This window comes from Empedobacter stercoris (assembly GCF_020281205.1).
Classification (GTDB): Bacteria; Bacteroidota; Bacteroidia; order Flavobacteriales; family Weeksellaceae; genus Empedobacter; species Empedobacter stercoris.
This window is the reverse complement of sequence record NZ_JACXZC010000006.1, coordinates 1-26605: the sequence shown is the minus strand read 5'-3', so window position 1 is coordinate 26605 and position 26605 is coordinate 1. Positions and strand designations below refer to the sequence as shown.

29 protein-coding genes and 1 pseudogene are annotated in these 26605 nt (G+C 31.4%); 20 read left to right on the top strand and 10 right to left on the bottom strand.

What is annotated here, in order from left to right:
• Window positions 1-30: 30 nt before the first annotated feature.
• Complete coding sequence (locus IF125_RS04380) at window positions 31-1473, top strand: RtcB family protein (protein WP_225541650.1); 1443 nt, start codon at window positions 31-33, stop codon at window positions 1471-1473.
• Between the two features lie 47 nt (window positions 1474-1520).
• Here the strand turns inward: IF125_RS04380 and hemF are convergent, their stop codons facing one another.
• Entirely contained in the window at window positions 1521-2423 is a 903-nt protein-coding gene (hemF, locus tag IF125_RS04375) for an oxygen-dependent coproporphyrinogen oxidase (RefSeq protein ID WP_225541649.1), read from the bottom strand.
• A 233-nt stretch (window positions 2424-2656) separates the two neighbouring features.
• Window positions 2657-2908 (bottom strand): hypothetical protein, encoded by a 252-nt coding sequence (locus IF125_RS04370; protein WP_171622678.1) that lies wholly within the window; start codon window positions 2906-2908, stop codon window positions 2657-2659.
• A gap of 356 nt (window positions 2909-3264) precedes the next feature.
• On the opposite strand from IF125_RS04370, the gene IF125_RS04365 reads away from it, so the two are divergent.
• Entirely contained in the window at window positions 3265-4218 is a 954-nt protein-coding gene (locus IF125_RS04365) for an isopenicillin N synthase family dioxygenase (RefSeq protein WP_225541648.1), read from the top strand.
• A 59-nt stretch (window positions 4219-4277) separates the two neighbouring features.
• Here the strand turns inward: IF125_RS04365 and IF125_RS04360 are convergent, their stop codons facing one another.
• From IF125_RS04360 to IF125_RS04350, 3 genes are all read right to left on the bottom strand, one after another.
• Entirely contained in the window at window positions 4278-4724 is a 447-nt protein-coding gene (locus tag IF125_RS04360) for a hypothetical protein (protein ID WP_171622676.1), read from the bottom strand.
• 118 nt (window positions 4725-4842) lie between these two features.
• Window positions 4843-5415, bottom strand: a complete 573-nt coding sequence (locus IF125_RS04355) for a hypothetical protein (protein ID WP_171622675.1) — start codon at window positions 5413-5415, stop codon at window positions 4843-4845.
• A 457-nt stretch (window positions 5416-5872) separates the two neighbouring features.
• On the bottom strand, window positions 5873-7171 hold the full coding sequence (locus IF125_RS04350; RefSeq protein ID WP_225541647.1) for a M28 family metallopeptidase: 1299 nt from the start codon (window positions 7169-7171) through the stop codon (window positions 5873-5875).
• A gap of 200 nt (window positions 7172-7371) precedes the next feature.
• Here IF125_RS04350 and IF125_RS04345 point away from each other — a divergent pair, with 200 nt between their 5' ends.
• The 4 genes from IF125_RS04345 (at window position 7372) to IF125_RS04330 (ending at window position 12988) form a co-directional block, all read left to right on the top strand.
• Entirely contained in the window at window positions 7372-8550 is a 1179-nt protein-coding gene (locus tag IF125_RS04345; protein WP_225541646.1) for a thiolase family protein, read from the top strand.
• Window positions 8551-8708: 158 nt separating this feature from the next.
• Window positions 8709-9662: an acetyl-CoA carboxylase carboxyltransferase subunit alpha gene (locus IF125_RS04340; RefSeq protein ID WP_171622672.1), complete on the top strand. Its 954-nt coding sequence runs from the start codon at window positions 8709-8711 to the stop codon at window positions 9660-9662.
• 96 nt (window positions 9663-9758) lie between these two features.
• A complete protein-coding gene (dnaB, locus tag IF125_RS04335; protein ID WP_171622671.1) occupies window positions 9759-11318 on the top strand; it encodes a replicative DNA helicase in 1560 nt (519 codons plus the stop codon).
• Between the two features lie 296 nt (window positions 11319-11614).
• Window positions 11615-12988, top strand: a complete 1374-nt coding sequence (locus IF125_RS04330; protein WP_225541645.1) for an NAD-dependent succinate-semialdehyde dehydrogenase — start codon at window positions 11615-11617, stop codon at window positions 12986-12988.
• Between the two features lie 57 nt (window positions 12989-13045).
• Here the strand turns inward: IF125_RS04330 and IF125_RS04325 are convergent, their stop codons facing one another.
• Complete coding sequence (locus IF125_RS04325; RefSeq protein ID WP_171622669.1) at window positions 13046-13444, bottom strand: group III truncated hemoglobin; 399 nt, start codon at window positions 13442-13444, stop codon at window positions 13046-13048.
• Window positions 13445-13538: 94 nt separating this feature from the next.
• On the opposite strand from IF125_RS04325, the gene rbfA reads away from it, so the two are divergent.
• Together rbfA and IF125_RS04315 are read left to right on the top strand one after the other, a co-directional pair.
• Entirely contained in the window at window positions 13539-13898 is a 360-nt protein-coding gene (gene rbfA / locus IF125_RS04320; protein ID WP_188319794.1) for a 30S ribosome-binding factor RbfA, read from the top strand.
• Complete coding sequence (locus IF125_RS04315) at window positions 13898-15082, top strand: ABC transporter permease (RefSeq protein WP_171622667.1); 1185 nt, start codon at window positions 13898-13900, stop codon at window positions 15080-15082. Before rbfA ends, IF125_RS04315 begins: the two co-directional genes overlap by 1 nt.
• A 55-nt stretch (window positions 15083-15137) precedes the next feature.
• Here IF125_RS04315 and IF125_RS04310 read toward each other — a convergent pair whose 3' ends face one another.
• The 4 genes from IF125_RS04310 to IF125_RS04295 form a co-directional block, all read right to left on the bottom strand.
• Complete coding sequence (locus IF125_RS04310; RefSeq protein ID WP_225541644.1) at window positions 15138-16898, bottom strand: BamA/TamA family outer membrane protein; 1761 nt, start codon at window positions 16896-16898, stop codon at window positions 15138-15140.
• 74 nt (window positions 16899-16972) lie between these two features.
• Window positions 16973-17530 (bottom strand): C40 family peptidase, encoded by a 558-nt coding sequence (locus IF125_RS04305; protein WP_171622665.1) that lies wholly within the window; start codon window positions 17528-17530, stop codon window positions 16973-16975.
• A 51-nt stretch (window positions 17531-17581) separates the two neighbouring features.
• On the bottom strand, window positions 17582-18124 hold the full coding sequence (locus IF125_RS04300; RefSeq protein WP_225541643.1) for an RNA polymerase sigma factor: 543 nt from the start codon (window positions 18122-18124) through the stop codon (window positions 17582-17584).
• Between the two features lie 380 nt (window positions 18125-18504).
• Window positions 18505-18858 carry a helix-turn-helix domain-containing protein gene (locus tag IF125_RS04295; protein ID WP_221855983.1) on the bottom strand — a complete coding sequence of 118 codons (354 nt, stop codon included), beginning with the start codon at window positions 18856-18858 and terminating at the stop codon, window positions 18505-18507.
• A gap of 134 nt (window positions 18859-18992) precedes the next feature.
• Between IF125_RS04295 and IF125_RS04290 the strand changes: the two genes are divergently transcribed.
• The 12 genes and pseudogenes from IF125_RS04290 to IF125_RS04235 form a co-directional block, all read left to right on the top strand.
• Window positions 18993-19226: a hypothetical protein gene (locus IF125_RS04290; protein WP_221855985.1), complete on the top strand. Its 234-nt coding sequence runs from the start codon at window positions 18993-18995 to the stop codon at window positions 19224-19226.
• Between the two features lie 59 nt (window positions 19227-19285).
• Entirely contained in the window at window positions 19286-19855 is a 570-nt protein-coding gene (locus IF125_RS04285) for a helix-turn-helix transcriptional regulator (protein WP_225541642.1), read from the top strand.
• A gap of 51 nt (window positions 19856-19906) precedes the next feature.
• A complete protein-coding gene (locus IF125_RS04280; protein WP_225541641.1) occupies window positions 19907-20122 on the top strand; it encodes a hypothetical protein in 216 nt (71 codons plus the stop codon).
• A gap of 224 nt (window positions 20123-20346) precedes the next feature.
• Window positions 20347-20526, top strand: a complete 180-nt coding sequence (locus IF125_RS04275) for a hypothetical protein (protein WP_225541640.1) — start codon at window positions 20347-20349, stop codon at window positions 20524-20526.
• Between the two features lie 14 nt (window positions 20527-20540).
• The gene (locus IF125_RS04270) at window positions 20541-20837 is read left to right on the top strand and encodes a hypothetical protein (RefSeq protein ID WP_225541639.1); all 297 of its coding nucleotides are present in this window, start codon (window positions 20541-20543) and stop codon (window positions 20835-20837) included.
• Window positions 20838-20839: 2 nt separating this feature from the next.
• Window positions 20840-21238: a single-stranded DNA-binding protein gene (locus IF125_RS04265; protein WP_225541638.1), complete on the top strand. Its 399-nt coding sequence runs from the start codon at window positions 20840-20842 to the stop codon at window positions 21236-21238.
• An 11-nt stretch (window positions 21239-21249) separates the two neighbouring features.
• Window positions 21250-21582, top strand: a complete 333-nt coding sequence (locus IF125_RS04260) for a hypothetical protein (protein ID WP_225541637.1) — start codon at window positions 21250-21252, stop codon at window positions 21580-21582.
• Between the two features lie 24 nt (window positions 21583-21606).
• Window positions 21607-22173: a hypothetical protein gene (locus IF125_RS04255; RefSeq protein ID WP_225541636.1), complete on the top strand. Its 567-nt coding sequence runs from the start codon at window positions 21607-21609 to the stop codon at window positions 22171-22173.
• A 116-nt stretch (window positions 22174-22289) separates the two neighbouring features.
• Entirely contained in the window at window positions 22290-25493 is a 3204-nt protein-coding gene (gene dnaG, locus IF125_RS04250) for a DNA primase (protein ID WP_225541635.1), read from the top strand.
• A 302-nt stretch (window positions 25494-25795) separates the two neighbouring features.
• Window positions 25796-26095: a hypothetical protein gene (locus IF125_RS04245; RefSeq protein WP_225541634.1), complete on the top strand. Its 300-nt coding sequence runs from the start codon at window positions 25796-25798 to the stop codon at window positions 26093-26095.
• A complete protein-coding gene (locus IF125_RS04240) occupies window positions 26089-26289 on the top strand; it encodes a hypothetical protein (RefSeq protein WP_225541633.1) in 201 nt (66 codons plus the stop codon). Before IF125_RS04245 ends, IF125_RS04240 begins: the two co-directional genes overlap by 7 nt.
• A pseudogene (locus tag IF125_RS04235) lies at window positions 26289-26605 on the top strand (hypothetical protein); the annotation flags it as partial. The gene IF125_RS04240 and the pseudogene IF125_RS04235, both read left to right, overlap by 1 nt.

The following is a 26605-nucleotide window of genomic DNA, read 5'->3' as shown; positions in this document are numbered from 1 at the left end:
CATAAAAAAAACGTTTAAATTTAGATTAAAATGTCACAAAAAATAGATAATAAACCAATTAACGGAAATGATTTGATTGCCTTGGGTTATCCTGAAAATGAAATATTAGGAATCGCCTTAAAAATCAACAAAAAAAGAAATGGTTACACAAAAGCAGAAATGCTTGATAAATATGTGCAAGTTTTATCTTCGCCACAAGATTTCTTAGAAGATAAAGTTTTTAAAACATTGGCAAAAGGTTTTATTGATGGAATTCATTCGCCAAAACAAGATGAAAACTTAATTGAATTGAAAGAAAATCCTAACGATTTCAACATTTATGGTGCAGAAAATATTGAAGATGGTGCATTAGAACAAATGAAAGTGGCCATGAAATTACCTGTAACTGTTGCAGGTGCTTTGATGCCAGATGCGCATCAAGGATACGGTTTACCAATTGGTGGTGTTTTAGCGACAAAAAATGCGATTATTCCTTATGGTGTCGGTGTTGATATTGGTTGTAGAATGGCTTTATCAATTTATGATTTACCAGCTTCTCATTATTTTGAACATCACGATTCGTTAAAAGAAACGTTGATAAAAAACACAAAATTTGGTGCAGGCCATGGATTTCATGGTCAATACAAAGCAGAACATCAGGTTTTGGATGACACAAAATTTGAAACGAATACTTTTATTCAGAATTTAAAAGACAAAGCGTGGTCGCAATTAGGTTCTTCTGGTGGTGGAAACCACTTTGTAGAATTTGGTTTGATCGATTTCAAAGAAGATGATGAGAAATTAAACATCAAAAAAGATTCGTATTTAGCTTTATTAACACATTCTGGATCGAGAGGCTTCGGTGCTACTATTGCTGGATATTACACTAAAATCGCTAAAGAAATTTGTAAACTTCCGTATAAAGCACAAAATTTAGCTTATTTGGATTTGGATTCTGCAGAAGGTCAAGAATACTGGATTTCGATGAATTTAGCGGGTGAATATGCTTCGGCTTGTCACGAAATTATTCATCAAAAAATCGCAAAATCAATTGGTGCTGAAGTTTTAGCGAAAGTAGAAAATCATCATAATTTTGCTTGGAAAGAAATTCACAATGATGAAGAAGTAATTGTGCATCGAAAAGGTGCTACACCAGCTGCTAAAGATGTGATGGGAATTATTCCAGGTTCGATGACTGCGCCAGGATTTTTGGTTCGAGGAAAAGGTGAAGAAAATTCGATTCATTCGGCTTCGCATGGAGCTGGTCGACAAATGAGCAGAACACAAGCGATAAAATCATTGTCTCAACACAAGATAAATGATTATTTAAACGATTTTGGAATTACATTAATTGGCGGTGGAAAAGACGAAGCCCCAATGGCATACAAAGATATTCACGAAGTAATGGCTGCTCAACAAGATTTAGTTGATGTTGTGGCGATATTTACACCAAAAATGGTCCGAATGGCTGATGACGGCTCAAGAGAAGATTAAATGAAAAGCCTGAACAAATTTGTTCAGGCTTTGTATAGTCTAAAAGATTAAATCCATTCTTTTGGATGCATTAATACATCAAGTAATTTAGCTTCTGGTGAATCTGTTTCAGGCTGATGATTATAATGCCATTGTACGTGTTTCGGTAAACTCATTAAAATAGATTCAATTCTACCATTTGTTTTTAAGCCAAACAAAGTACCTCTGTCATGAATTAAATTAAATTCAACATAACGACCTCTCCTTATTTCTTGCCACTCTTTTTGAGCGGCAGTATATTCGTCATACTTATGTTTTTCAACAATTGGCAAATAAGCTTCTAAAAAAGAATTTCCGACTTCCGTCACAAAATCATACCATTTTTCAACAGGCATTTCTTCGGTTGGTTTTAAGTAGTCAAAAAACAAACCACCCACTCCTCTTGCTTCTTCGCGATGCGTATTCCAAAAGTATTTATCACATTCTTGTTTATATTTAGGATAAAATAAATCATTATGTGCATCACAACTTTTTTTACAAACCGAATGCCAATGAATAACATCATTTTCATCTAAATAATAAGGTGTCAAATCTTGACCTCCGCCAAACCATTGATCTACAACATTTCCATCTTGATCATACATTTCGAAATATCTCCAATTAGCATGTGTTGTTGGAATATGTGGACTTGTTGGATGAATAACCAAACTCAATCCACAAGCAAAAAATTTACCTGATGAAACATTTAGCGCTTTTTGCATTGTTTCTGGTAATTCTCCATAAACTTTCGAGATATTAACACCAGCTTTCTCAAAAACAGCTCCGTCAGTTAAAACACAAGAAAGACCTCCACCTCCTTCTTCGCGATGCCATTCGTCTTTTATAAATTTTGCTTTACCATCTACTGCTTCTAACTGAGCAATAATCTTCTTTTGAAGATCTTGTATATATTGGAAAAATTGATCTTTCATCATAATTATTTTTGCAAATATACTAATGATATCTACTCGTGATGAAATTAGGTTTAGGTTTAAATAAGATCAAGCAATAATTAAATAAGATCAAGCAATAATTAAACTAAAAAAAACACATATTGATTAATAATTTTTAAATGGTATATTAAAATTCAAGCTTGCTGCTTCTCCTCTTTCAGTAAGAGCAGGAATTATTTTCTTATTATCTTTTTTCAATTTTACAACATAATTTACAAAAGCTTTGTAAGAAGAAACTTCTCTGAATCAGTTCCAATTATTTCTAAATCTTGAAACTCGCCTTCTTTACTTATTTTGAATTTAACCTTTGTATTAACATTTATTTCATTAATTGTTAAATCATTACTTTTTAAAACCTGTTCTACTTCAAACAATAGTTGTTTATTAAAATATTTACTAAAGCAGTCTGCTAATTTCTGTACACCTTTCTTCTCATATTTTTCACATCCAGGGTAAATTAACATTACAGCTTTTCTATTTCTTGTCCAAATAAAACAGAGCTAAATAGCAATAGTATAAATAGTAGTTTCATTATATTTTATATTTAACTAAAATAATCAAAACATCAAATCAATGTAATCAATTATATTTATTACAATTTAAAACACGATATATATAATTGATATATTCTTAAAGAAATAAAATCACACCAATAGTCTTTATAATAACTGATTTACAATTGTTTAATAAAATAAAAAACGAATAACTATCTAATTCCCCATCAATACAATACTTACACAAAAAAGTTATTAACAATATTATTCACAAAACAAATCTTTGTCCTACATTTGCAAAAGAAATTTTATAAAAGAAAATATAAATGTCACAAAACGGAATTCCATCGGTTAATTTAGCAGACTTTTTATCTGATGATCCTGCAAGAAAACAAAAATTTGTCAACGAAATTGGTCAAGCATATGAAGAAATAGGATTCGTTGCTTTGAAAGGACATTTTTTATCTGACGAATTAGTTGAAAATTTATATAAAAGCGTTCGCGAATTTTACGCTTTACCTACAGAAACTAAACAAAGTTATATCGTAAAAGGCATTGGTGGTCAACGTGGTTATACGGCTTTCGGAAACGAACATGCTAAAGGTAGAACTGTTGGTGATTTGAAAGAATTTTGGCATTTTGGACAGTATTTAACTGAAGAAGATAAAGCGAAATACAATTATCCAGAAAACGTGAAGGTAAATGAAGTTCCTGGTTTTAATACTTATGGAGAAGAAACATACCTACAATTAGAAAAAACTGGAGTTTACGTATTGCGTGCTTTGGCCTTATTCTTAGATTTAGATGAGTTTTATTTTGATGATAAAGTAAAAAACGGAAATTCTATTCTAAGAGCAATTCACTATCCTCCTATCACAGAAGAACCTAAGGATGCTGTTCGTGCAGGCGCTCACGGTGACATCAACTTGATTACGTTATTAATGGGCGCTCAAGGTCGTGGATTACAAGTTCAACGTCACGACGGAACTTGGGTTGACGCAATTGCCGCTGACGACGAATTAGTTATTAATGTTGGTGATATGTTATCTCGTCATACAAACAACAGATTAAAATCTACTATTCATCAAGTGGTGAATCCTGAGAAAGAACTATGGGGAACATCTCGTTTTTCTATACCTTTCTTTATGCATCCAGTTTCTGATATGGATTTATCTGTTTTAGATAATTGTATAACAGAGGAAAATCCAAAACAATTTGAAGATATTACTGCTGGAGATTTTTTAACTCAGCGTTTAAAAGAAATTGGTTTAATTAAATAAACCATATTTAATCTATTATTTCAAAAAAAGAGAGTTGATTTTTTCAACTCTCTTTCTTTTTACATACCTTTTACGTACATATTGTAGTTAAATATATCCAAACACAACAAGGTGTATTTATAATCACTTTTATTGATATTCACTTCTAAAATTGGATCAGAATTGTAAAATCTAATTTTTAAATTGTCATTTTTATCCAACAACAAATAAATAGAAGAAATCGTCGGTCTAATCTCATTCATCCAATTTTTCAATAACTCTGTAGAGTCTTTAATTAATTCAAACTTCTGAAAATAATCTTGAAAAAAATTCTCTAATCGTTGTACTTGTGTTAACCGATCTAATTCACGATACAAATCTATAAAAGCACATAACTTTTCTCTTTTCGGACAAACACATGGATAAGGATGTTCGCCATTGTAAAACCATCTTTGCCACTTTTTACAACTTGTTTCGTCAATCGCTTTTTCAAATTCATCTTCATATTTCAAAAGCCACCAATTCATTCGGCAAATTCGTAAACTACCTTTTGAAAGCTGTAAAAGTTCGTCTATATAAGCACTAACATTTAACATGAAATAGAAAATTAAAGTACAGCTAATTTACATTTTTTTTTCTTGAATTTTAAGATTTTAAGAATAATTTTTCAAATTTTAATATCTTAAAACTTTCATCAAATAAAAAGTTATAAAAGAACATTTTATCATGCATGATTTTATTCTTCATTTGTACATTTCGAACTGGGATTAAGACATTAAACTGAAACTTCCTATCTTTCTCAAAATGTGCTACTGCAGCATAATAAACCAAATTATACCATGAATCAATCGGTGCGTAAATTCCATAAAAATCTGGGTACAAAGCATCCGATTCATTCTTATAAACATTTGTAATTGTATAGTGATCTATTTCAAATTTTGTGACACATTTATAGGGAGATAATTTAGTACAAAAAGATAAATTTTGATCGTACTTCGCCCCATCTAATTGCAAACCAAATTCATCCATTTTTAAGTCTTGGAATTTATTAATTGTTGGATCAATTACAATTATTTTATTCGGAAAAGCCAAACTTTGTTTTTGGATATCCTGCAAAATAGTATCATAAATCGTCGTTCGTATTTGATCTGGATTAATAATTTGCGCATCAACTGATAAGAATAAGTTAAAGGTTAAGATGAATAAAAATAGTCTCATTCTGTTTTTTGATTAAAATTTATTTACCTTTATTAGGCTGTTAAAATGAAATCAAAATTAACACAAAGATTCTAATTCGTATTATTTCTTCATTGTAATGTGATTAAATAGTTAAGCTATCGTTAAAATAAAGCTTTTTAATTTTTCTCTTACAGTGTATTAATAAAAGCTAACTATTTACTTTAAAAACATATAATCAATTACAAATAATTAGTATAGTTTTTATCTATATATAGTATAAATAAAAACTTTAACTATTTTTTCAAATAACACATAAAAGTAGGACATTTGCAGTGTCAAATAATTTATTCATAGATAGTAAAACAAAGAGGACAAACGAGTATAAGGAAATGGATTTATGAAGTTTGAAATTACTCGCACTCTTTTTTACTTTTTAGAGTTTTTTATAGTAGTTTAGGTTGGTTAGTAATCCGTTCTTATAGAACGGATTATTTTTTTATAGCTGTTCTATAAAATCTCTCAGTAAATTATAGACTTTTTCAGAATAACTTAAATCTAAATTTTCGGGTGTATCATAAGGATCATGATAAAAACCTTTTCCTCCTAATGTATAAATAAAAAAAGACGGAACACCTTTCATATAAAACGAGCAATGATCAGAATTACATGCCTCTCCTCTTGTTTTTATTTCTCTAAGATAATTATTTTTGGAATTTATTTTTACTAATTGTTGAAACTCCTTCAAAAATATCTTACCATTCACCACTTGAACCCCCTGCTCGCCAGCTCCCATAATATCCAAATTAATTAAAAACTTGATTCGGTTCAAAGAAAATAATGGATGATTAACATAATAATCTGCACCTAAAATACCTGCTTCTTCGCCTGCAAAAGCCATAAAAACGGTTTTATATTTGGGTTGATGTTGTGAATAATACTTCATTAACGTCATCATCATTGCAGTTCCACTTGCATTATCACTTGCTCCTGGAAAAATTGTAGACCCCACTTTTCCTAAATGATCATAGTGCGCAGAAATTACAACTACACTATCGTTGTTCTTTCCTTCTATATACCCAATTATATTATTTGCCTCGAAAGAATTATTCAATTCTGATTCAATAAAAAAATCGTTTATTTTTAAGTTTTTTGTAAAGTAATTATCCGAAATAATAAATTCTGAAACCGAAGATCTTCTTTGACTTAGACTTGCAGTTAGTTTATCCGAAGTAAATCTAAAAATAGCCCGATGTTGGTTGTTATCTTTTTCATAAATATTCGCCCATTGTTTGTAATATTGCTGAATAGAATCAACTTTTGTTTGTAATGGAGGCAAAATAATGTGTTTCTCTTTTTGATTTTGATTATCCTTTATAATAAAACTTCTTGTCTTTTCTTTAGATTGAAAAGATGCGATATATGCAACTGTATCAAATATATAAAAGGGTAAATCAACTTTAGATATTGACTTAGAGCTTGGTTTCACAATAAAATCAATCCCATATTTTAACTCTTTTCCATTTATTTTCAACTTTGCATCTTTAATTACATTAATCGGAAAAGTGAATGTTTGATGATAATCCGAAGAAAATGATTTTAGTCCATTTTTTTGAAATTCGTTTTGTATATAAATACCCGCATTCCTCATTCCATCTTCTATATAACCACGTCCAGCAAAAGATTTTGAAGTAAGTGAATCTAAAACTGTTTTAAAATAGTTTTGGTCAAACGATTGAGCTTTAGCTATCGCAACTGTAAAACAAGAAATCAATCCAAAAAGTATTATTTTTTTCATCATCATTTGATTCATATTCTTTTAAAAAAAAACATTCAACACAAACTCAATTATCATTTTAATAAAAAACAACAACTATCTATAGTAACTCGTTAACAAATTTAGAAAATCTTTAAAGAGTAAATCAAATTAATACTACTATAATTTTTATATCTTGCATTATATAAGTTATTATAATAAAAACAACAAATCACAATTAAATGAAAGAAGTCGTAATAGTTTCAGCTGTTCGTACAGCAATGGGATCTTTTTTAGGAAGTTTATCAAATGTTCCTGCTACAGATTTAGGTGCAACAGCGATTAAAGGCGCTTTAAATAAAATTAACCTTGATGGTTCTTTGGTTGATGAAGTATACATGGGGAATGTTTTGCAAGCTGGAGAAGGACAAGCTCCTGCTAAACAAGCCATGATAAAAGCAGGTTTACCAAATACAATTCCTGCAACAACCGTAAATAAAGTATGTGCTTCAGGAATGAAAGCTGTTATGTTTGCAACACAAGCAATTCGTTTGGGTGATGCAGAGATTGTAGTCGCTGGAGGAATGGAAAACATGTCGATGGTTCCTTTTTATTCACCAAATGCAAGAACAGGTAATAAATACGGAAATACCGTTTTATTAGATGGCATTGTAAATGATGGACTACAAGATTATTATAGCAAAGAAATGATGGGTCTTTTTGGAGATACTTGTGCAACTGAATTTAATATTTCTCGTGAAGAACAAGACGAATTTGCCATTAATTCTTATAAAAAATCGGCTGCTGCTTGGGCTGCGGGTAAATTTGACAATGAAGTTGTTCCTGTAGAAATTCCTCAACGCAAAGGAGAGCCAGTTATTTTTAAAGAAGATGAAGAGTATAAAAATGTAAACTTTGACAAAGTTCCAGGTTTACGTGCTGTTTTTTCTAAAGAAGGTACTGTAACTGCGGCCAATGCGTCAACGATTAATGATGGAGCTTCTGCTTTAGTTTTAATGTCTTTAGACAAAGCAAATGAATTAGGAATAAAACCTTTAGCTAAAGTAATTGCTTACGCTGACGCTTCTCAAGAACCTTCAAAATTTACGACTGCACCAGCGAAAGCGGTTGAGAAGTTATTGAAAAAAGCAAATATGTCTGCAACTGATGTTGATTTTTGGGAATTTAACGAAGCTTTTTCAGTCGTTGGAATCGCTAATACTAAAATTTTAAACTTAGACGCTTCTAAAGTCAATGTTAATGGAGGTGCTGTTTCTATTGGTCATCCACTTGGAAACTCTGGATCTCGTATTTTAGTTACCTTATTAAACGTTTTAGAACAAAACGGAGGTAAAATTGGTGGAGCAGCTATCTGTAATGGTGGCGGTGGAGCTTCAGCCATGATTATCGAAAAAATGTAAAATTCAATATACCAAACTAAAAGCGTCCACTCATCTTGTAGACGCTTTTATCTTTTGAAATTGAATGAATTGTAAAAAATATCAAAAACATTCTACATTTATTTATAATTGGCTAAAAAACCTTTTCTATATTTGTTGAACTGAACAAACACTTTTGTATGGAATATTTAGAATTTGAACAACCTATCAAAGATTTAGAAGAACAGTTATTAAGCTGTCAAATCGTCGGCGAAGGAAGCGGTGTTAACATCAAACAAGCTTGCGTTGAAATTGAGATTGCAATTGAAAATAAAAAGAAGGAAATCTATGGTAATTTAACACCATGGCAACGTGTACAATTGTCTCGTCATCCTTCTCGCCCTTATACTTTAGACTACGCTTACGCGATTACAGATAATACATTTATCGAAATTCACGGAGACAGAACATTTGCTGATGATAAAGCTATGGTTGGTGGTATGGGAAAAATCAATGGTCAAACTTTCATGATTATTGGTCAACAAAAAGGTAAAAACACCAAAGAAAGACAATATCGTCGTTTCGGAATGTCGAATCCAGATGGTTACCGCAAAGCATTACGTTTAATGAAATTAGCAGAAAAGTTTAATATTCCTGTTCTTACTTTAGTCGATACTCCAGGTGCATATCCAGGTTTAGAAGCTGAAGAACGTGGACAAGGAGAGGCAATTGCTAAAAACATCTACGAAATGTTAAAACTTACTGTTCCTGTAATTACAGTTGTAATTGGTGAAGGAGCTTCTGGTGGAGCTTTAGGAATTGGTGTAGGAAATAAAGTTTTCATGATGGAAAACACGTGGTACTCTGTAATTTCACCAGAAAACTGTTCGACTATTTTGTGGAGAAGTTGGGATTACAAAGAACAAGCTGCTTCTCAAATGAAATTAACTGGACCTGATATGTTAGAATTAGGATTAATTGAAGACATCATACAAGAACCTCTTGGTGGTGCTCATTACAAGCCAGAAGTTGCGTATACAAATCTTAAAAATAAAGTTTTGGAAACGTACAATGAATTGAAAAAATTATCTCCAAAAGAACTACAAACGCAACGTCAAGAGCGTTATATCAAGTTCGGAGAATTTTCAGGATAATACATTTTACAACAACATGTATTGTAGAATATACAAATTTAAAACGAGATATAAAATTAGTTATATCTCGTTTTTTTCTTTAATTTTGAGCCTCTTATGGAACAAGCAAATTATAATCCTGAAATACCAGCCAACAAGCACAATATCATTGGTTTAGAGAAAGGTAAACTTCCTCCACAAGCTGTTGATTTAGAGCAAGCTGTACTTGGTGCGATGATGATTGATAAAAAAGGGCTGGATGAGGTAATCGACATCCTTACACCACAAGTTTTTTATCGTCCCGAGCATCAAGCGATTTATGCTGTCATTCAAAAATTATTTAACGATTCTGAACCGATTGATTTGTTAACGGTTTCGAATGAATTAAAAAAAGATGGCAAATTAGATCGTATTGGAGGTGATTATTATTTAATCCAATTAACACAAAAAGTTTCTTCTTCTGCACACGTCGAATATTACGCACGTGTGATTCAAGAAAAATATATTTTACGTCGGTTAATTGAAATTTCGAGCCAAGTGATTGAAAAATCATACGACGATACAGCAGATGTTTTCGATTTATTAGATTATTCAGAATCGAAATTATTCGAAATTACAGAAGGTGGTATCAAACGTAGTTATTCAGAAGCCAAAGATTTGGTAACTGAAGCAATTGATAAAATTAAGGCCCAGTCTACAAAAGAAGGAATGTCTGGTTTATCTTCTGGATTTACAGAAATTGATAAAATTACTTCTGGCTGGCAAGAATCCGATTTGATTATTTTAGCCGCTCGTCCAGGTATGGGTAAGACTGCCTTTATCCTTTCGATGGCGAAAAATATGACGGTTGATAAAAATATTCCAGTTGCCGTTTTCTCTTTAGAGATGTCTTCTGTTCAATTGATTACACGTATGATTTCAGGTGAAACAGGGATTTCAGGTGAAAAATTGCGTAAAGCAAAATTGGCTGACCACGAGTGGAAACAATTATATACAAAAGTAAAGGGTCTTGAAAATGCACCTTTATATATCGATGATACTCCCGCCCTTTCGATTTTCGATTTAAGAGCAAAAGCACGTCGTTTGGTTTCTCAGCATGGCGTAAAAATGATTTTAATTGACTACTTGCAATTAATGACGGCCGGTGGAAAAGCAAACGGAAATCGTGAACAAGAAATTTCGATGATTTCGCGCTCATTAAAAGCGATTGCAAAAGAATTAAGTATTCCTGTTATTGCACTTTCGCAATTATCGCGTTCGGTAGAAACACGTGGAGGAAGTAAACGACCTTTACTTTCAGATTTACGTGAATCTGGAGCTATTGAACAAGATGCCGATATCGTTTCGTTTATTTATCGTCCCGAATATTATAAACTCGAATATTGGGATGACGAGAGTGAACCTTGTGCTGGACAAGCTGAATTTATCATTGCGAAACACCGTAATGGTGCGTTAGAAAATGTACGTTTACGCTTCATTAATGAACAAGCTAAATTTACTGATTTAGAAACTTCTTATGGTAGCGATTTCGAAATTCAAAGTTCAATGAATGATGGTTCGCAAGAAATGGGAAGTGCTATGAATTTATCTGCTATTGATCCTTCAGATGCCTTTGGAGATTTTGGAAGTGAGTTTACCAGCTCGATGAACAATGACGACGATAATTTACCATTTTAATACATAAAATCAATTTAAATAAGATATATCTTAAGCTGAAATCGTTTTCAGCTTTTTTTGTTTATATTAATTACAATTAATAATTCTTTCAAGCTTATGGTGACCATCTTAGTATTTGAAATCTTGAAATACTTTTGAAATATTCTATTTTCAATAAACTAAAAAATACTTATTCATCATTCCTTGCAATCAACTCAATTACATTTTATTCGATAAACTATCAGTTTTATTTATCCTAAAAGTTTTGTTAGGAACGAGAATTGCTACAACTTTGTATAGATTAAATAAAGAGTGAAATGGCAAGTTCAATCAGAACACTAAATCCTGCTACAGGTAAAATCGAAAAAGAATTTCAAGCCTACACAAGCGAAGAAATCAATCAATATATAGACGACGCAAACGAATTATATCAAACATGGCGATTCGAATCTTTTGAAGATCGAAAAGCTGTAATGAAACGTGTTGCAAACGAAATGCGTAAACAAAAATCACGATTAGCAGCTTTAATTACAACTGAAATGGGTAAACCATTGCATGAAAGTGAAATCGAAATTGAGTATAGCGCAAATATTATCGATTATTATGCAGATAATGCAGAAGAATTTTTAGCAAATGTTCCTTTACAAACAGAAAAAGGTGATGCCTATGTGGTTTCAGAACCTATTGGTGTTTTGTTAGGTGTTATGCCTTGGAATTTTCCTTTTTCTCAAATAGCACGTTTTGCAGGTCCACATATCATGGCTGGTAACACGGTTGTTTTGAAAACAGCTTCTAATATTCCGCAATGTGGAATTGCATTCGAAGAAATGTTTACAGCAGCTGGTGCACCAAAAGGTTTGTACAAAAACTTATTGATGTCAGGAAAAGATACTGATGCAATTATCAATAACCCAAAAATAGTTGGTGTTTCTTTAACTGGTTCAGAAGCAGCAGGTGCAGAAGTTGCAAGTATTGCAGGTAAAAATGTAAAACCTTCGGTTTTAGAACTTGGTGGTTCTGATCCAATGATTGTTTTAGATGATGCCGATATCGAAAAAGTAATGAACGGAACAATTAATGGACGTTTGCGTAATGCTGGACAAGCGTGTACTTCTTCGAAACGAATTATTGTACAAGAAGGTATTTACGACGAATATTTAAAACGAATTACAGCTCATGTAAATGGAATGAAAGTTGGCGATCCGACACAAGCAGATACTAATATGGGACCTGTCAGTTCAGAAAATGCCTTAGAAAAATTATTGGATCAGATCAATGATTCAGCAAATAAAGGTGCAACAATTGTTGCTGGAGGAAAACGTATCGATCGTGATGGTTTCTTTTTAGAACCAACGATTTTAACCAATTTAAAACCTGGAATGAAAGCTTATGACGAAGAAGTTTTTGGTCCTGTAGTTTGTATTTGGAAAGTAAAAAATGTGGAAGAAGCACTTAAAATTGCGAATGACACAACTTATGGATTGGGGGCATCTATTTACACCGAAAATGTCCCAAATGCAGAGAAAATTGCACGTAGAATAGATTCGGGTATGGTTTACGTGAATAAACAAGTTTCATCGAGTCCAGATTTACCTTTTGGAGGAGTAAAACATTCGGGATATGGACGTGAACTTTCTAAAGCTGGAATTTTAGAATTTGTGAACAAGAAATTAATCATGATTGCAAAATAGTTTTTCGATCAGCATGATCAAACATAAAAAAATGCAACTTTTAAGAGTTGCATTTTTTTATTGAATAAAACCTTGTTTTTGTTCCATTTGGTCAATTTTGAAAAGAATCAAATCGCGCATTATTTTCGCTCTATTTTTAGCTTCATTTGCTATCTCTCCTTCAAAATTTTCGTCAATTATTCCAAACCACAATTCCATCCAACGTTCGAAATGATGTGGTTTTAATTTTTCTTTCTGACTCAAAACCAAATGTGTTCGCATTGGCCAACCTTCAAAAGTTGCTTTTCCCAACAAAACAGTTTCCCAAAACTGAATCATATGCGGTAAATGTTCGTCCCAATTTACCTTAGCAACTTCCGAAAAAAAGTAACCAATGACATCATCTTTTTGCACTTTATCGTAAAACGTATTTACCAATAAAGCAACATCTTCTGAAGTTTCGATATCTTTTTTCATTAAAACAAATTTACAAAGAACTTAATTCAATTCATCAATGTTTTTAATCACAAAAAAATGCAGTAATTTTACAGTCTTATAAAAACGAATCGAATTGGATAGCAATAGACAACAAAAAGTAAGTAAATTATTTCAAGAAGAATTAGCAGAAGCTTTTAGAAAATGGGCTGTAAAGGAATTCCCAGGAAATTTGATTAGTGTTACAGAAGTAAAAGTAACACCAGATTTAGGCGTTTCTAAAATCTATGTTAGTATTTTCCCTAACACTCAAAAAGATGAAATTTTCAAGGAAATAAAAGTAAATACACCGTTTTTTAGAGGAATTTTATCAAAAAGTGCTTCTAAACAAATGCGTATTACACCTGAATTAATTTTTATTTTAGACAATTCGTTAGACGAAATGGATAAAATCGACAAAGCGTTAAGAGGAGAAGGAAATAATCCGATCTTATAATGAGAAACATTTCGCTTTACATTGCAAAACGCTACATTTTTTCGAAAACGAATACAAATGCTGTAAACATTATTACATCGATTGCTGTTGGTGCTATTTTGGTTGCTACAGCTGCTTTGTTTATCATTTTATCCGTTTTTTCGGGTTTAGAAAAAATGAATTTAAAATATTATAGCAATGTAAATCCTGAAATTAAAATCTCTCCTTCGAAAGGAAAAGTATTAGACAGTTTAACTTTTGTTGTGGATCAATTGAAACAACAAAAAGAGGTTAAAGCTTTTTCGAAAATCATCGAAGAAAAAGTCTACATTAATTACAAAGGAAAGCAAGATATTGCCTACTTAAAAGGTGTAGACGAAAACTTTACCAAAGTTACCCGTTTGGATACGGTAATTTATGGTGGACAATATTTAGATTATACACGAGCGGATAATTTTATTGTTTCGAATGGAATTGCAGAACGTTTGCAACTTTATATCGATCCGATAACGCCAGCAGATTTGATGATGCCAAAGGCAGGAACTGGTTTAATCAAACAAGAAAGTGACGCTTTTACGAGTAAAGATGCGTATAGTGTTGGTGTCTTTATGTTGAATGAACAATATGATAAACATATTTTTACAACACTTGGATTAGCGCAAGAATTATTACTCTTGAATCAAGACCAATGTTATTCGATTGAAGTTAAAACAACTGGCAAAAAGTCGTTTAATGAAGTGAAGAATCAACTTCAAAAAGCATTAGGCGATAATTATAAAATTGAAACCAGACAAGATTTAGATTCAGCTTTCTTGAAAGTGATGAATATGGAAAACTTGATTAGTTACCTGATTTTTACTTTAGTCATTATCATTGCGTGTTTTAATTTGGCAGGAACAATTATCATCTTGATTTTAGATAAAAAGAAAGAAATACAAACCATGTATAGTTTTGGTCTATCACGAAAAAACATTCGTAATATCTTCTTTCAAACTGGATTTATCATTACTTTTATTGCGATGACAACAGGTTTATTAATTGCTTCGGTAATTGGATTGTTACAAATTAATTTTGGATTGGTAATGGCATCCGCAACCGTTCCTTTTCCTTTTCTATTTTCTGTAGAAAACTTTATTGCTGTTATTATAACGGTATTAGGTTTAGGAAGTTTAGTTTCGTGGATAGTATCAAGACAAGTGAAATAAAAAATACAACTATTCAATATAAATAGCTTGAAGATTTCTTCAAGCTATTTGTATTTTAATCCCATCTATTCCAACGAATATAATTAGGTTTTGAGAAATCAAAATCCATCATTTGATAATCTCTATTATCTAATAAATTAGTTTTGATTAAGTTATTACCTTGTCCTGGAATTGACGGATAATACGACAATGAAAATCGAATATTGTTAAATACAAAATAATCATTTGTCAACATTACACCTATACTAAAACGCGAATAAATCGGGTTATTATTCAAAATAAATTTTTTGCTATCCCCTATCGCTGCAAACATAGCATTGAAATAAGGTGAAATACGAAATCCTAAAAATTCGTATGGTAAATACGATTGTAATTGATATTCTATCATCAATTTTTGTTGCCCCGTTAAATCTCTATCCGATTTAAAACCAGCCATTCCAAGATAATCATGTTCATGAAGAGAGAGTTGATCTGCGGGTGAATCCATCCGATTATGTCCCAATAAATAATTCGCCTTTACGAAGTTCCTGAATTTCCAATCTCCCCAATTGATTAACCTTGCCATATATTGCATTTCCACTGACAAGGTTTTTTGTTCAAATTTTCCTTTGTTAAAAAAGCCTCCAAATTCAACACCAAAACCCCAGAATCCGGTATTCAAGAAACCTCCCGCAGAAGCTTTCCCTCCTAAATAATAACGAGTTGTTTGGCGAATATTCTGAATTCCGCCTATTATTCCTAAAGTTTTACCAATTGCAATATCTTCTTCGATATCATAATTAAAAATATATTTTGTTTTGATGTATCGTTTAGATGAAATTCCTAAACCTACTAAATAATTGGTTTGATCAGAAAAAAAATGAACCGGATCATTTTCTTCTGTAGGCATTTCCGTATAATTACGATCATAAAATCGACCAGAAACAATAAGGTTAGTGATATTTTCGGAATGACCATCATCTATTCGAAAAGCCCTCGCTAACCAATAATCTTGAAAATTATACTTAAATGGATTGTTTTCTAAAACTGGTTTATCAAAATCTAACGAATCTTTAAAATAAATTTGCCCCACAGAAACTCCTCCTGCATAATGCGCCAAAGGAGAATAAAAAGGACGTACAAAACTCACCGATTTGGAATAATGATCATCTTCATTCTTAAAATAACGTACATTACCAATAATTCGAGTTTGTGCAATATTAGGCACTGTATAATTGAATTGATAAAGCGAATTTCCTGTTTTATAATTGTGACGATAACGATTATCAAATACATGTCCTACCCCCAGAAAATTTCGTTCACGAACTCTTAATCCTGCTTTTGAACTTGAAACGGAACCTGTAATAAACATACTCCACGAATCTATCGAATTAACATATAAATCAACCGAATCTGTTCCAACAGCTTCTTCTTTGATTTCGACACGACGAATAGAACGATTTGCACGAATTAGACGTTCTGACTCTGCTACTTTTAATGAATCATAACGTTCGCCTGGTTTAACTAACATGTTTTGGCGCAACACAAAGTGTTTTGTTTTCCCGTGTAATGTATTTCCAGCTCTTTCTATCCATTTTGTAGGTACTCTAGTCGTATCTTGTAAAGAGTAACCAAAAGGATCTTGTGTCTTGTAATATATGTTTCGAATTACCTTCCCTTGATACTTTTCGTTTTCAGCAGCATTATTGTATTGAATAGGAAATCTTGTTGGTTTTTTCTTGAACAATAATGTTTCGTAAAGTTTTCTGAATTTAGAATGAGATTTATTTTCTATCCTAACGGTATCAATTTTAATACTGTCATCTTGTGCATTCACAACCATGGATAAACTGAAAAATAGAAATCCAAAAAATGTTAATGATATATTTTTTTTATTAAACACACTTCAAGTTATAAAAGTCTAACCGCTTTTACAAATCTTGTTTTCCAATAATTTTCATCAAGGGAAGAGATAATAACACCTTTTGAAGTCGAAGAATGTACAAAATAGATTGCTCCATCGTTATTAATACGCTCTACGATACCCACATGAGAAATAGAATTTCCAGAAGTATTAAAGAAAATCAGATCACCTATTTTAACATTTTTAATGTTAATTTCTTTTCCATACTCAGCTTGATCACTCGAACGACGCGGTAATTCTAATTTCATTTCCTTAAAACTTACATAAACTAATCCCGAACAATCGAAACCAGATCGAGTAATTCCTCCATATTTATAAGGTGTACCTAAATAAGACTTGGCTGTTTTTAGAATTTTATTAATGTCACGAGGAGCGCTATCATCTGCATTTACAGAACGAAAAACTTCTGAAGTTTCTGATTTTTTAGTTGAAGAATATACTTTTTTAGCACCTGTTTTTTTGTAAGAAGTTACTTTGCTACTTCCACAAGATGTTAAAAACAAACTTATCATTAGGATTGTTGTAAGGTATATATGCTTCTTCATTTCTATATTCTTTTCTATTTTACTTCAACAACTTTTCAACGAATAAATGTACTAAATATTATTTTGCATCACCTCTGTTAACAATTGTTTGGCTCTTAATAATCGAACTTTAACATTTGGTAAGGTTAAATTAAGTTCCTCCGCAATCTCTTTATAGGTTTTATCTTCGATGTATCTCAATTCGATAATTTTCTGATACGGTTCTCTCAGCTTTGCAATGGCCTTTATTAGCGTATCATTATCTTGTTTCTGTATCAGATGTTCTTCAGGAGATGGATGATCTTCTAAAATCTCGAGTAGATTCGTTTCATCATCAATTGAAATATTAAGTTTAGGAGATTTTCTAATATGATCAATCATCGTATTATGAGCAATAGAAATCACCCAAGTCTTAAAGTCAAAATCTTCGTTATATAATTTCAATTTACTGAAAACCTTAGTAAACGTTTCTATCGCGATGTCTTCTGCTTCTTCCTCGTTTCTAATCTTACTATAAACATAATAATAAACTTTGTTCCACAAAACCTCAATCACAGCATTCTGAGCGTTTCGTTTTCCTTTTTTAGCTTCTAAAATTATGTTTTCTAAAGTCATTTATAAATCAATTATTATAAATATAGTAAATTTTATCCATAAAAAAAAGCTTCAATACGTATATTGAAGCTTAAATCAGTAGACCCACAGGGATTTTTAATTACATTATAATTAATTAACTATAAGTAATTTACAAATTTTTCGTTCCAAATTCGTTACAAAATATGCATTTACAAAAAGATGTAGCAATTCTACTGGACAGGAAATAGCCTCAATTAATACTAAATTTATGTTGTTTAAATACGAAATAGGAACGGAAAAGTCCCTTTTTTTTTATTTATGTTCTTAAAATATTTATATTTATTAAATTCGGTCAAAAAATCGTTTATTATGATATGAATTTTAACGATAAAAGAACGAAAATAATAAGCTACAAACCTTTATTTATCGACCTTTTGGTCAGTTATAATTCTTAAAATTGTATCGAGTTTTCTGTTGATGATAGAAAATTTAACTTCCTGAGTATAATTATCAATATTTTCATTTACAACATTTGCCTTATTCGAAAATTTTACATGATCATCATACATCGATATAGAATCATTTATCCAATAATCCATAGATATATCTTCAAATACATTTTGAATATTTTGTAAAAATTCCCAGTTCGGATTTCGTCCAGCTAAATAGTTGTACAACGTTTGGCGAGTTATACCTACTTTATCTGCCAACTCTTCTTTACTAATACCATTTTTTAGCCTTTGGTATTCTAATTTTTCTTTAAAAACATTCATAAAATTATTTAGATTGATTCTTAATTGTAAATATATTTTTACATTTTGTTTTATAATGTAAATAATTGTTTACATTTGTATAACAAAACATAACAAAACAATACAAATCTAAACAAAAAATAGACATTAATATTATGTATTTGCATAAAGAACAATTAGACGAATTATTTCGTTTTTTACCCACAAGATATCGAAAGGAAGTTTGTAAACGTATGAAGATAAAATATACCGATGCAAACAAACAAAAAGTATGGCGTGTAAAAACTGGAGAAACGACAGACAATAAAATGTTAGAATGTTTGATCAAACTGGCAAAAGAAAATCAAACATTATACAAGAAGAATAAACAGCTTTTAGAAGCTGAATAATTTTTTTGTCTTTACTCAACCATTATTTAGACATAAAAACAAAATTTAGACAATCCGCTATGATTAAACAAAACTTTTATCCAGGAATGATTAATTCCGAAATAGAGTTTTTCACAACAGGTGAAACTCTAACATTTATTCAAAATGGTAAAATGTTACCATTCTCAAAAATAGATTCAACTATATATCAAATGTTGAAAGATGAAATGTATAAAGATATTGACGCTCATTTGGCACTTATGGACTGGCATCCAAATAACGAACAAATGCAAGTAGAACAATTTACAAAATGCAGATATGGTGGCTTAGACTTTAATGCAGACATCACTGCATCTGGTCGAGTACAAAAAGGTGAATATTGGGAATGCCCAATAAGAACTAATTGCAAATCTGCTGGATTAGTTTGTAAAAATATAAAAATACATCATCAACCTATTACCATAGATGAAGTTCAATTGATAAAGCTATTAGTTACCGATATGACGAACGATGTCATTGCAATGGAACTAAATATAGCTTTGGGAACTCTCCACCTAAAGAAACGTGTATTATATGAAAAGCTTGAAATTTCGACCAAACAAGAATTGACAATTTTCGCTTTTCAATACAATATTATACACACCAATTAAGAGGCAATTAACAACATATAAAAAAGAAGTTTAACGAAAAATTCAACAAAAATGAGTTTAGAAAAAATCACAACACAAGAACTTTCAAGCGCATGGAATGTGTTAGAAATTCTACAAAGAACACAGAAATTTAACGTAGAGCAATCTACACGTAAAGTTTTAGAAAGATTTGAATTTCTTGAAAATTCTAAAGAATTAATAATGCGTGAAATAGTTGATCGTGTTCATCCAGTTCATAATGATTTAAAACAAAAAAAGGCATCATGAAAACAAACACACAATTTCAAGCTATAGATGCTTGGTTAATGAAATGGGTAGATTATTATAATTCAGAAGATGCCAATATTTGATATAATAGCATATGATATCGACTATGAAGTTTACCGTTGTAGAAAATGTGGTCAAACTTTTCAAATAAAACATATTTGGAGCGATATTTTTTTGACTAAACCTAAACAAAATATTAACAAAAACCCAAATATTAGACAGTAATGAGATTCTTCACAGAGAATGACAAAGAAATAACAGATAGAGTAAAAGACGGTAGAACTAAAATATTTACCGATGCTAACTCAGCAGAGAAATATGCACGTCAAAAAAAATCATATCACTATCCATTATTCGCAATGGATAATAAGAAAAAAATAATCGCGTACGGAGTACCTAAATAATTAAAAACAAAAATATGGAAGGATTAAAGTTAATCAAGTCAACTGAAATTGGTTTGACTTGGAAAGAAATAAAAAAGTTATTGAATACTTATCCTGATGAACAATTAGAATCAAAAGCTGTTTTACATCATATAGATAATGAAGAATGTGAAATTCATGCCTATTACATGAATGATTTTTATGAAACAGAAGAAGATTTTATAAATCCATCCGGAGAAGGTGTAGAACCTATTAGTCATTATGAAAATGAAGATGTTTCTGATGAAAAAATCATATTCAAAAAAGGTACTCCAATTTTATACATATCATAATTATGGCAATCAATAAATTTCAAATTATCGGAAATGTAGGAAACGATCCAAAATTACATTTCTTCGAAGGAAAAGATCAATTATCAATTCAGTTTTCTGTAGCTGTTACAAAAACGTGGAAAAACGCACAGGGCGAAAAACAAGAACATACTACTTGGATTCGATGTACACGCTACACAAAAACTCAAGAATTAGCTAAATACATCAAGAAAGGAGATCGTATTTATGTAGAAGGAGAAGCCTTTGCATCGGCATACATAAAAGAAGGAAAAGCAGAACCAGTTTTAGAAATGCGTGTCAATAAAATAGACTTTTTAGAACGTAAATCTTCTACAGCAACTCCACCCGCTCCTGATGATGTTCCTCCAAGTGATAACGCAGAAGACGATTTACCTTTTTAAATTTTTTAATAATGAAAGAAAGATTAATTATTAAAACATCAGGAATTCAAATAATGGAAGGTGATTTTGTTAGAACTATTGTTGGTTTTTTTTATAGACTAACTGGAAATAAAATTTCTATAATCTTTAATGGTTCAAAAGGATACTTAGACAATATAGAATTATCGTGTGAGGGGAATCAAAAAGAAGGTACTAATATTATTAATTTATACGATATAACCCTGAAAAGGAATCAAATATCAAAGAAGCAAATTAATATATTTTATTCAGAAGAAAATGGGATAAGAGTATCATTAGGAAAATTATTACCAACAGACCCAAAACCGATGAAATTACCTTTTTAATAACAATTCAAAAACAATAAAAAAATGACTACAGAACAAATTGAACAAGCATGGGGTGAAGAATTATACAATGCTTTTTCGGAATGGATAGATGATAAGGGATGGTTAGTAGGAAATTGGCCAGACTATTTAGAAGAAAATTATTCTAATTGGGACAAAAACTACAACGACACTAATATAAAATCAAATTTGTATTCTCAAATGTATAATTTGGATATTGAATTTTTAGATGAAAACGAAGATGCTTGTAGACCTGTTGAATTAAGAGAGGTAGAATTTTATACAACATTATCTGAAAAACTAAATAAAAGTTATAAGGTTACAAAATCACTTAGTCTAATTGATTTTAATGATGAAGATGTGGTTAAAATTATTAATGCAGCAAATAATTTTAATCCTAAGGATTATTCTGAAAAAGATACTGTATTACCAACTGAAGAATCTTTATTAAAATTAAAGATTATCACACATCCTGATTGGCAATATTTCTTTAACGATGAAAAAATATGGAAAGATGTTGTAAAAGATATACAAGATGGTATAACCTTTTTCTTTTATTGGAAAGATAATTTCATTTGTTGGGAAAGATAAATTAACCACCATGCACAACTACGACAACAACGATTACCGAACTTTTAAATTAATAGGATTGTCAGCAATCCTATTAATTATCATTCTTATTTATTTCTTTAAAATCCGCTAAAACTATGTCACTAATCAAAGAAGAATTTATCAACGATTTACTTTCTAAAACCGATATTGTAGAAGTATTTTCACGTGATAATAAAATGAGTAAACAAGGTGCTAACTGGACATGTTTATCTCCATTCAAACAAGAAAAGACACCTTCTTGTATTGTTTCGCCAACCAAACAAATGTTCTTTGATAAATCTGCCGATATCAGTGGAAATGTATTTACGTATTTAATGCAGAAAAACAACTTCACATATCCAGAAGCTGTACGCGAATTGGCGAAATTCTATGTAATGGACGTGCAATACGAAGATTCTGCATCGGCTCAACAATACGAAGAAAAGAAAAAGAAAATGGACGATTTGCGTCCTATTCTAAAAGCTACTCAAAAACAATTCGAAGAACAATTACATTTATTACCAAAAGATCATGCTGCGTGGTTAGAAATCGCAAAACGTGGTTATACAGAAGAACAAATTCAACATTGGGGAATTGGTTATGCACCAGGTGGAAAATTTTTGTACAATTTACTTTCTCCTAAAGGTTTGGTAGAACCAGGACGCGAACTAAATTTAATCAACGAAAAGAACAACGATAAAATTTGGGAACGTCTTACCTACCCTATTTTAGACGAACGTGGCGAAATGATTGGTTTTGCATCACGATCTTTAAAAGATGGTGACGAAACAAAATGGATGAATCCTGCGAACACAGAGTTCTACAACAAAAGTTCTCAACTATACGGACTTAATTTTGCTTTAAAATCTATTGCAAAAACCAATACCGTTTGGTTTGTAGAGGGCTATAATGATGTAATTGCATGGCAAGAAAATGGAATTCCAAACGCTGTTTCTCCTTACGGAAAAGAATTGGCAGAAGGTCAAATCAAGAAAGTAAAACGATTTGCACACAAAGCAATTGTTTGTTTCGATGGCGATGAAGCTGGTACAAATGCTATTCTTCGAAATGTACCAAAATTGTTTGCACAAGGTTTTAATGTCGAAGTATGTTTACTTCCTAACAAGTTAGATCCTGATGATTTTATTCGCAAAACTATTTTAAATAAAGATGAAAAGTTAGATCAACATTTACGTGATAACGACTATATCCAAAATGGTTTTTCATTTTTAATGGAAAATTGGATTACTGGCGATACACCAATCGAAAAAGCAGAAGGCGTTAAAAAATGTTCGCGTGTTCTTTCTACTATCGAAGATAAAACCTTTCGTGAAATCTATTCAGAAATGTTACAGAAAGCTTCTAAACTTTCGAAAACAGTTCTAAAAGAAATCATCAAAGATTTAGATTCTGAGAAAATAGAACGCAAAAATATCAATCTTTCTGAGTACGATTTACCAGTAAAGTTGCAAGATGTTGACATTTCGAAATACAAATCAATGATTCGCGAATACAATTTCTTTCAACATGAAAATGAAATTTGGATGTTAGTCGAACGCAATGACGAATTAGATACGTTCAAATCGATTTCTAATTTCGAAATTGAAATCATTCAACACATGAATGATGATAAATATCCAAAGAAACTATTTCGTATTCGTAACAAAAAAGGTGTAGAACGTATTTTCGATGCGCCTGCAGATGCTATGCAAAACACAGGTGTATTTACCAAAACGATTGAAAACCAAGGAAACTACCGTTTTAAAGGTCGTACAAATCATTTAGAAAACTTAAAGGATTTCCTTTTCGATTCTATGGGTACGGGTCGTGCTGTAGATGTTTTGGGATGGAATCCAGAAGGTTTTTTTGTTTGGAATAACGAAGTGACTATTCCAGGAACTGGACGTGTTAAAATGGACGATAATGGCGTATTTCATTTCAACGATACAACATTCTATGTACCATCAGCGAATGGGATTTATAGAAACAATCCTACTCGTTACATTTCACAAAAACGTTTTATCGTGAAATCGGGAGATTTTACTTTGGGCGAATATTTAGCACAATTACGAAAAGTTCACCGCGATCATGCGATTACAGGAATTCTATTTTTATTCGCAGCTGCTTTTCATGATATTGTGAAATCAGAAATCAGCGCATTTCCTTTGTTATTTTTATTCGGTCCTGGTTCTTCTGGAAAGGATCAATTATCACAAGGTTTACGTTCATTTTTTGGTGACATTCAATCTGTAATTTCCCTTTCATCTAAAAAATCTACAGGTAAAGCACAAATTCGTGAGTTCGCTCAATTTGCGAATGTTATTACCCACTTATCAGAATATCGTAATGGTGATCTTGAAACAAACGAAATGTTGAAAGGACTTTGGGATTTGAACGGATATAAATTCGGAACATTAGATTCGCGCGTTTCTTCTGACGAAGTTCCAATTCTTTCAGCTCCATTAGTTACATCAAATGATTGTCCAACTGAAGAACCGCTTATCATTCGTATGCTTTGGGAAGAAATGGTGGTAAATTCATTTGATGAACAAGCCAAACAAAACTTCAACAAGTTAGACGATATGATCAAAAAAGGTGTATCACATTTCATGGTCGACATCATCTTGAAACGTCACCTGGTTGAAGAACGTTTTACACGCGAATTCAGAGAATATAAGTCAACATTAGCCAAAAGAAAATCATTCAAAGGATTACCAGAACGTATCGCGACTAATCATGCTGTTATTGCTGCCATGTACGAGATTTTCCACAACGAAATACATTTTCCTTTTACACGCGACGAAATGTTAGCTCATTTTGACGCAATGGTTACCGCACAACGCAGAAGAATAGAAAACGAATCTGTAATTCAGAAATTCTGGCAATTGTTCGCATCATGTTTACGCATGTCTACGCCAGCTTATTTAAAGCATGGTTTAGATTTTAAATTAGACGGTTCTACGATTTATTTCAACTTCTCATTTGTATACGGAAGAATTCAACAAGATTGGTACCGCACATTTGATCAAACCGCTCCAAACAAATCAGAATTACGCAAAGCAATGAAAGATGATAATGCATTTATCGGTGCACACGATTCGGTTCGTTTCTCAGAAGGTGCCAATACATCTGCATTGAGTTTTGATATGGAGAAGCTGAAACCAGAAGATAGAAATACAATTTCCTATGCTGTGGATATACAAGAACGTTCGAAAGCGATGCCAACCCCTGTGACCCCAGACTTATTTGTAAATAATAAAGAAGTTTCGGCGAATTCTGACACAACAAATAAAGAAGTAGAAGATGATTTACCATTCTAACAAAGAAATTAAACTAAAAAATTGCGTCAATAATTTCTCAAATGACACATTTTTTTTCCAACATTTCCAACAGAGAGTAAAATATTGATTTTAAATAAATTAAATATAAAAATAGTGTTGGAAAAGCTGTGGATTTGTTGGAACACGTTGGAAATTGTTTTTGTTTTCCAACACTTTCCAACACAAAAACAACCAATTAAGCAATTAACATATTGTAAATCAATTTTGTAGGATTGTTGGAAAACGATTTTATTTTTTCACTTAATAGAAACAATTTTTAGACATTTTCACAAAAAATAGACATGAAAAGAGCCACAATTAATTTAAGATTAGCACAATCAAAGGATTTCAAACAGGAATCTATTGATTGTAACAACATAAGAAAGATGGTGATACGTGAAAACTTTCCGTTTTTCATCTACCTAAAAGAGTTTGATTGTTACGATGGTCCTATCCTGATGAACAAAAAATTGGATATGGAATTATTCCGAAAATATTTAGAAGCCAATTTGATTTATGTGTTCGAATCAGTGGACCACGAAATTTTGTATGGCGATCTCGGATTAGAAAAAGAAGAACCACAAACTGACATCGCATGTTAACATTAGTAGAACAAGCCAGAGTAATTTTGATTATTGACGATTGCACATCCATTGACGAAGTATCGGAAGTAACAAGTTTCATATATGGTTATGTCATCGAATTGACATCAGACACCCAAGAACGAAAAGATATGCACGCTTTCCTTAGAAAAGTAGCATTCCATAAAATAAAAGAATTTTTAATTGAAAAATAATGAAAAAATTAGCTGCAATAAAAAATGCTTACAAAAGATTTTGGATACAATTACCAGAAGAAGCGAAAGAACAAGCATTACAAAATAATGGATTTATTCATCAAAAATATTTAATTGATTCAAGAGGTAGCCTTTTAGATTGCTTAGATTTTGAATGGATGGACACTTATGATTCTGAATTTGGTTTATCGATAAGAGTTTTTAGACCTAAATCACTTCAAGGAATCGAAAACAATAATGGTTGGATTTGTATAGAAAGTGAAGAGGATTTGCCGAAAGACTATGAGATTAGTTACCACGCATGGAACTCAGAAGG

What these genes read in the sequence shown, in the direction of transcription:
- IF125_RS04380 (WP_225541650.1), top strand. Translation starts at nt 31, where the DNA reads ATGTCACAAAAAATAGATAATAAACCAATTAACGGAAATGATTTGATT.
- hemF (WP_225541649.1), bottom strand. Translation starts at nt 2,423, where the DNA reads ATGAAAGATCAATTTTTCCAATATATACAAGATCTTCAAAAGAAGATT.
- IF125_RS04370 (WP_171622678.1), bottom strand. Translation starts at nt 2,908, where the DNA reads ATGTTAATTTACCCTGGATGTGAAAAATATGAGAAGAAAGGTGTACAG.
- IF125_RS04365 (WP_225541648.1), top strand. Translation starts at nt 3,265, where the DNA reads ATGTCACAAAACGGAATTCCATCGGTTAATTTAGCAGACTTTTTATCT.
- IF125_RS04360 (WP_171622676.1), bottom strand. Translation starts at nt 4,724, where the DNA reads ATGAATTGGTGGCTTTTGAAATATGAAGATGAATTTGAAAAAGCGATT.
- IF125_RS04355 (WP_171622675.1), bottom strand. Translation starts at nt 5,415, where the DNA reads ATGAGACTATTTTTATTCATCTTAACCTTTAACTTATTCTTATCAGTT.
- IF125_RS04350 (WP_225541647.1), bottom strand. Translation starts at nt 7,171, where the DNA reads ATGAAAAAAATAATACTTTTTGGATTGATTTCTTGTTTTACAGTTGCG.
- IF125_RS04345 (WP_225541646.1), top strand. Translation starts at nt 7,372, where the DNA reads ATGAAAGAAGTCGTAATAGTTTCAGCTGTTCGTACAGCAATGGGATCT.
- IF125_RS04340 (WP_171622672.1), top strand. Translation starts at nt 8,709, where the DNA reads ATGGAATATTTAGAATTTGAACAACCTATCAAAGATTTAGAAGAACAG.
- dnaB (WP_171622671.1), top strand. Translation starts at nt 9,759, where the DNA reads ATGGAACAAGCAAATTATAATCCTGAAATACCAGCCAACAAGCACAAT.
- IF125_RS04330 (WP_225541645.1), top strand. Translation starts at nt 11,615, where the DNA reads ATGGCAAGTTCAATCAGAACACTAAATCCTGCTACAGGTAAAATCGAA.
- IF125_RS04325 (WP_171622669.1), bottom strand. Translation starts at nt 13,444, where the DNA reads ATGAAAAAAGATATCGAAACTTCAGAAGATGTTGCTTTATTGGTAAAT.
- IF125_RS04315 (WP_171622667.1), top strand. Translation starts at nt 13,898, where the DNA reads ATGAGAAACATTTCGCTTTACATTGCAAAACGCTACATTTTTTCGAAA.
- IF125_RS04305 (WP_171622665.1), bottom strand. Translation starts at nt 17,530, where the DNA reads ATGAAGAAGCATATATACCTTACAACAATCCTAATGATAAGTTTGTTT.
- IF125_RS04300 (WP_225541643.1), bottom strand. Translation starts at nt 18,124, where the DNA reads ATGACTTTAGAAAACATAATTTTAGAAGCTAAAAAAGGAAAACGAAAC.
- IF125_RS04295 (WP_221855983.1), bottom strand. Translation starts at nt 18,858, where the DNA reads ATGAATGTTTTTAAAGAAAAATTAGAATACCAAAGGCTAAAAAATGGT.
- IF125_RS04290 (WP_221855985.1), top strand. Translation starts at nt 18,993, where the DNA reads ATGTATTTGCATAAAGAACAATTAGACGAATTATTTCGTTTTTTACCC.
- IF125_RS04285 (WP_225541642.1), top strand. Translation starts at nt 19,286, where the DNA reads ATGATTAAACAAAACTTTTATCCAGGAATGATTAATTCCGAAATAGAG.
- IF125_RS04280 (WP_225541641.1), top strand. Translation starts at nt 19,907, where the DNA reads ATGAGTTTAGAAAAAATCACAACACAAGAACTTTCAAGCGCATGGAAT.
- IF125_RS04275 (WP_225541640.1), top strand. Translation starts at nt 20,347, where the DNA reads ATGAGATTCTTCACAGAGAATGACAAAGAAATAACAGATAGAGTAAAA.
- IF125_RS04270 (WP_225541639.1), top strand. Translation starts at nt 20,541, where the DNA reads ATGGAAGGATTAAAGTTAATCAAGTCAACTGAAATTGGTTTGACTTGG.
- IF125_RS04265 (WP_225541638.1), top strand. Translation starts at nt 20,840, where the DNA reads ATGGCAATCAATAAATTTCAAATTATCGGAAATGTAGGAAACGATCCA.
- IF125_RS04260 (WP_225541637.1), top strand. Translation starts at nt 21,250, where the DNA reads ATGAAAGAAAGATTAATTATTAAAACATCAGGAATTCAAATAATGGAA.
- IF125_RS04255 (WP_225541636.1), top strand. Translation starts at nt 21,607, where the DNA reads ATGACTACAGAACAAATTGAACAAGCATGGGGTGAAGAATTATACAAT.
- dnaG (WP_225541635.1), top strand. Translation starts at nt 22,290, where the DNA reads ATGTCACTAATCAAAGAAGAATTTATCAACGATTTACTTTCTAAAACC.
- IF125_RS04245 (WP_225541634.1), top strand. Translation starts at nt 25,796, where the DNA reads ATGAAAAGAGCCACAATTAATTTAAGATTAGCACAATCAAAGGATTTC.
- IF125_RS04240 (WP_225541633.1), top strand. Translation starts at nt 26,089, where the DNA reads ATGTTAACATTAGTAGAACAAGCCAGAGTAATTTTGATTATTGACGAT.